General features: G+C 65.0%; 5 protein-coding genes. All 5 read right to left on the bottom strand.

Annotated elements, in window-relative coordinates; translation table 11 throughout:
* On the bottom strand, positions 1-809 hold an 809-nt coding region (locus X803_RS20160; protein ID WP_035779192.1), incomplete at its 3' end, for a glutamate--cysteine ligase.
* Between the two features lie 109 nt (positions 810-918).
* Entirely contained in the window at positions 919-2,148 is a 1,230-nt protein-coding gene (gene manD / locus X803_RS0113795) for a D-mannonate dehydratase ManD (RefSeq protein ID WP_026545576.1), read from the bottom strand.
* Between the two features lie 58 nt (positions 2,149-2,206).
* Positions 2,207-3,175 carry a sugar kinase gene (locus tag X803_RS0113790; RefSeq protein WP_026545575.1) on the bottom strand — a complete coding sequence of 323 codons (969 nt, stop codon included), beginning with the start codon at positions 3,173-3,175 and terminating at the stop codon, positions 2,207-2,209.
* On the bottom strand, positions 3,165-3,809 hold the full coding sequence (locus X803_RS20155; protein ID WP_035779134.1) for a bifunctional 4-hydroxy-2-oxoglutarate aldolase/2-dehydro-3-deoxy-phosphogluconate aldolase: 645 nt from the start codon (positions 3,807-3,809) through the stop codon (positions 3,165-3,167). Before X803_RS20155 ends, X803_RS0113790 begins: the two co-directional genes overlap by 11 nt.
* A 35-nt stretch (positions 3,810-3,844) precedes the next feature.
* On the bottom strand, positions 3,845-4,625 hold a 781-nt coding region (gene dgoD / locus X803_RS20150), incomplete at its 5' end, for a galactonate dehydratase (RefSeq protein WP_084033776.1).

The following is a 4,625-nucleotide window of genomic DNA, read 5'->3' as shown; positions in this document are numbered from 1 at the left end:
GCGGCGAGCCGCAACTGGGCGGCCGGCATGGGGATGGGCGCTACGCCGTGCGTCCATTCCCGCGCCGCTGTCTCGACCAGAGCGCGCGCGAGTGCGGCCTGCAGCACTGCATCGTCGGCCCGAAGACAAACGTCTGCAACCCTCACCTCGACGGTGGGGTGGCGTGCGCTGAGGCGTGCATCGAAGTAGATCTGACCCCTGTCGATCGGCACTTCGCTGGCGATGAGGGTTTCGACGAGGTCGTGGTAGGCGGCCGCCGAGCCGAAAACCTCATACACGCCTGCTGTGGGCCAGCGGCTCCATGCCTGGGTGCGATAGCTTGCATAGCCCGAGTCCTCGCTTTTCCAGAACGGTGAATTTGTACTCAGCGCGGACAGCACCGGCAGCCAGACCCGGATACGGTCTAGGATGGCAACGCCTTCCTCGTCTGACTCCACGGCGACGTGCACGTGACAGCCGCAGGTCAGCTGGTCGCGGAGCGTCAAACCGAACCGATCCTGCATCTTCAGGTACCGCGGATCTGCGGAGAGCTCGGTACTGGTTTCCGTCGGCGAGGTTGCAAGCGCCGCAATCCGGACGCCGATGCGGGCCGCCGCCTCATCGGCGGTTGCACGCTGTCGGCGAATGTCGGCGCTCAGGGCAGTCAGGGAGACCTGCGGTTCGGTTCCGGTTTCGATCTGCTCCTGTTTGCATTCCCTCATCAGTCCGCTGCTGCCGGCGGCGAGAAGGACGGCGTCGGCTGCTGCTTCGGGACACAACAAGAGAGGATTGATCAGGAGGAATTCCTCCTCCACGCCAAACGTCCGCATAGCGACCACCTTTCTCCCAAGGGAGAGGTCCATGGCTCACTGCTGAACTGTCTATTCAGGATAAGCAATGGCGGCGGTTTCAGCTATGGGCCGGCCGCAGCCCTGCTCCCTACCAGTCGTGAATGGTTCCGTCTTTCAGGCGGTTGAACGGCAGGTAGGCCGGTTCGTAGGGGTGGGATGCGGCCGCCTCGAGGTTGAGCTCCACACCGAGCCCCGGCTGGTCACCGGGATGCAGGTACCCGTCCACAAACGTGAAGGACTGTTCGAACACCTCGTTGGTGAGGTCTCCATGCCGCATGTATTCCTGGATTCCGAAGTTATGGATCGCCAGATCGAGGTGTAGCGCTGCTGCCATACCCACCGGTGAGATGTCGGTCGGTCCGTGGATACCCGACTTGATCTGGTACTGCGCGGCGTAGTCGAGGATCTTCTTCATGGCACTGATGCCACCCGTATGCGTGACTGCTGACCGTACATAATCGATGAGCTGCTCACGGATGAGCGTCTGGTAGTCCCACACCGTGTTGAACACCTCGCCGATCGCCAGCGGTGTGGTGGTGTGCTGGCGGACCAGCCGCAGCGCGTCCTGATTCTCGGCCGGTGTGCAGTCCTCAAGCCAGAACAGGTCGTACGGTTCAAGCGACTTCCCCAAACGGGCCGCCTGGATCGGCGTGAGCCGGTGGTGACCGTCGTGAAGAAGCGGCAGTTCGGGGCCGAACTCGTTGCGGACGGCCTCGAACACGGTAGGGATGTGCCGCAGGTACGCACGTGAATCCCAGTCCTCTTCGGCGGGCAGTGCCGCCCTCTGCGCAGGCTCATAGTCGTAGCGCACTCCCCCTGCCGTGGGCTGCGCGGCGACCCCGTAGACCGCGTTGATTCCGGGTACCGCCGTCTGGATGCGAATGGACTTGTAGCCCAGCTCAAGGTGCTCGCGCACGGAGTCCAGAATCTCCGGCACGTCTCGTCCGCTGGCGTGTCCGTACGCCCGCACTGCCGTGCGGCTTGCTCCTCCCAGCAACTGGTACAGCGGCATGCCCGCTGCTTTGGCTTTGATATCCCATAGCGCGACGTCGACGGCGGCGATCGCCGCCATGGTCACCGGTCCGCGCCGCCAGTACGCGCCGCGGTACAGGAACTGCCAGGTGTCCTCGATGCGGTGGGCGTCCCGGCCGATCAGCAACGGAACCACGTGATGCTCGAGGTATGCCGACACGGCCAGTTCGCGGCCATTGAGCGTTGCGTCGCCGAGGCCGGTTATGCCTTCCTCGGTTGTGATCTTCAGCGTGACGAAATTGCGGTCAGGGCTGGAAACGATCACTTCTGCGGAACGGATTTTCACGGTGCTTCTTTCTGGATTTCTGCTGTATTGAACGGTCCGGCTGAATTGAACGGTTCACCTAACGGATGGTGGTTCCGGCGGACTGCAGGAAGGACAACTCGCTGCGGTCAGGGAGGTTTTCCCAGTCGCCCGTCGCGGCAACGGCAAACGCTCCCAGCGTCACGCCGCGAAGTAGTCGCTGCTCGATCGGTTCGCCGTCGAGCAGGGCTGAGAGGTAGCCGGCAGTGAAGGCGTCACCCGCGCCGACTGTATCCACCACGGGCACCTCCAGGGCCTCTAGATGATGGGTGGCCGCAGCTGTGTAGACCGTTGCACCGGATCCACCCCGCTTAACCACAACTTCGCCGACCCCACGCTCGTGCAATTCGTCGACGAGTTCGCTCTCGGGCGGCTCACCGGCGGATCCGGCAACGAGACCGATCTCGTCTTCGGACGCGATGAGAATGTCCGCAAGTCCGGCCAAAGTTGTCAGGATTTCTGCGGCGGACGTGCGGTCCCACAGCTTGGCACGGTAGTTCACGTCGAAGCTGACCTTGATGCCGCGTTCTCGCGCGCCCTCGGCCGCGAGAAGCGTTGCCCTGGCCGCGCCGTCAGAAAGCGCAGGAGTGATACCCGTGAGGTGAAGAACCGCCGGCCCGGCATCCAGCGCCGCTGAAAGGTCATCGAAATCCAGCGCCGAGCCGGCCGATCCGGCACGGTAGTAAGCGGCCCGCGAAACGTCCGCGATGCGTTTTTCGAGCAGCATGAGCCCGGTGGGCCTGCTGGAGTCATGCACAACGGCGTCAGTGAGGACCCCCTCCCCCCGAAGCGTCCTCAAGGCAAAGCTGCCGATCTCATCCCGGCCGAGCCGGCCGACCCATCGGACACTGTGGCCAAGGCGGGCGAGCCCGATCGCGACGTTGGACTCGGCTCCTGCGAGGGACATGGACATCGCGCCCCCGTGCCGCAGCAGCCCGCCGGCCCGGATGGATCCCATGGTCTCGCCGAAGGTCAGAACCTGCGAGGTGGCCAGTGGCTCACCGCTCATCCGTGCGTTCCTCCCCGAAACCGAAACCAAGGAACTCGTGTGCCCGCCGGCGAAGTGCCGTCAGGTCGCCCCCGTGGGCTGCGTCTCCGATCAGGGGCGAACCCACGCCGACGGCGACGGCTCCCCGATCGAGATAATCGGCCGCAGCCGCAGCGTTCACCCCACCCACCGGAATGAACGGGATTTTCGGGAACGGATCGCGCAGGGCAGAGAGGTAGGCAGGTCCGCCGAGGGAGGCAGGGAACAGCTTGATCGCCGTCGCGCCGCGGTCCATTGCGGAAAAAGTCTCGCTGGGAGTGAGTGCCCCGGCGAGGACCGGCAGTCCCAGCAGCACCCCGGCGTCCACCGCCGCCGTCACTGCCGGGGTGACCAGGAATTGTCCGCCGGCGTCCGCGACCCGTCCGGCGTCGTCGCCCGTCAACACAGTTCCGGCACCGATGGTGGCGCGGTCGCCCACTTCGTCCCGGACGCTGCGGATAACTTCCAGCGCGCCAGGAGTGTTCAGGGACACCTCAAGATAGCTGACGCCCTCCTCGACAAGCGCGACGGCGGTACGCACCGATGCCGCACTGTCACTTCCCCGGATGATCGCCAGCAGGCGTGCCTTCTTCAGTCCGTCGAGAAGACCGGTCATGGATTTGTCCTTAATGCCTGGGTGGGTGTGTGTGCTTACCACTCGGCGTACGCGCCGTCGTCGTGCCGCCAGACCGGTGAACGCCACGCGTGCCCGCTCTTGTCTGCGATGCGAACAGCCGATTCATCGATCTCGATCCCGAGGCCGGGGGCGGTCAGGCGCTCCACATATCCGTCGACGAACTTGAGCGGTGTCTTGTCCAACACATAGTCCAGCACCTCGGCGCCCTGGTTGTAGTGGATGCCGATGCTCTGCTCCTGGATGAGGAAGTTCGGCGTCGCAAAGCCCACCTGCAGGCAGGACGCCAGCGCGAGCGGTCCTAGCGGGCAGTGCGGAGCCAGCTGCACGTCGAAGATTTCCGCGAGCGAAGCGATTTTCCGGACCTCGGTGATGCCCCCGGCATGGGAAAGGTCGGGCTGCGCCACCGCGATGCCCGCCTGCAGCACCGGAAGGAACTCCTGGCGGTTGTACAGCCGCTCCCCCGTGGCCACCGGGATGGTGGTGGAGCTGGTGAGCCCGCCGATCAGATGCGAGTTTTCCGGCACGGTGGGTTCTTCGAGGAAGAACGGGTGGAGCGGTTCCAGGAGCGGCGCTATGCGCCGGGTATCGGCGAGGGTGAACCGCCCATGGAAGTCGACCGCAACGTCGCGGTGCGGGCCGAGGACCTCCCGCGCTGCGGCGACGCGCTCCACCACCTCGTTGATCGCTGCGACGCTGCCGAGCGGCTTCATTCGGCCGCTGGCATTCATCTTCACGGCGGTCAGCCCGACGGAGAGCTGGGCAGCGACGGCGTCGGCGATTTCTGCCGGCTCGTGC

It is taken from the genome of Arthrobacter sp. 35/47 (assembly GCF_000520475.1).
GTDB classification, from domain to species: domain Bacteria; phylum Actinomycetota; class Actinomycetes; order Actinomycetales; family Micrococcaceae; genus Arthrobacter_D; species Arthrobacter_D subterraneus.
The sequence above is the reverse complement of the archived record's forward strand: the minus strand, read 5'-3'. Positions and strand labels throughout refer to the sequence as shown.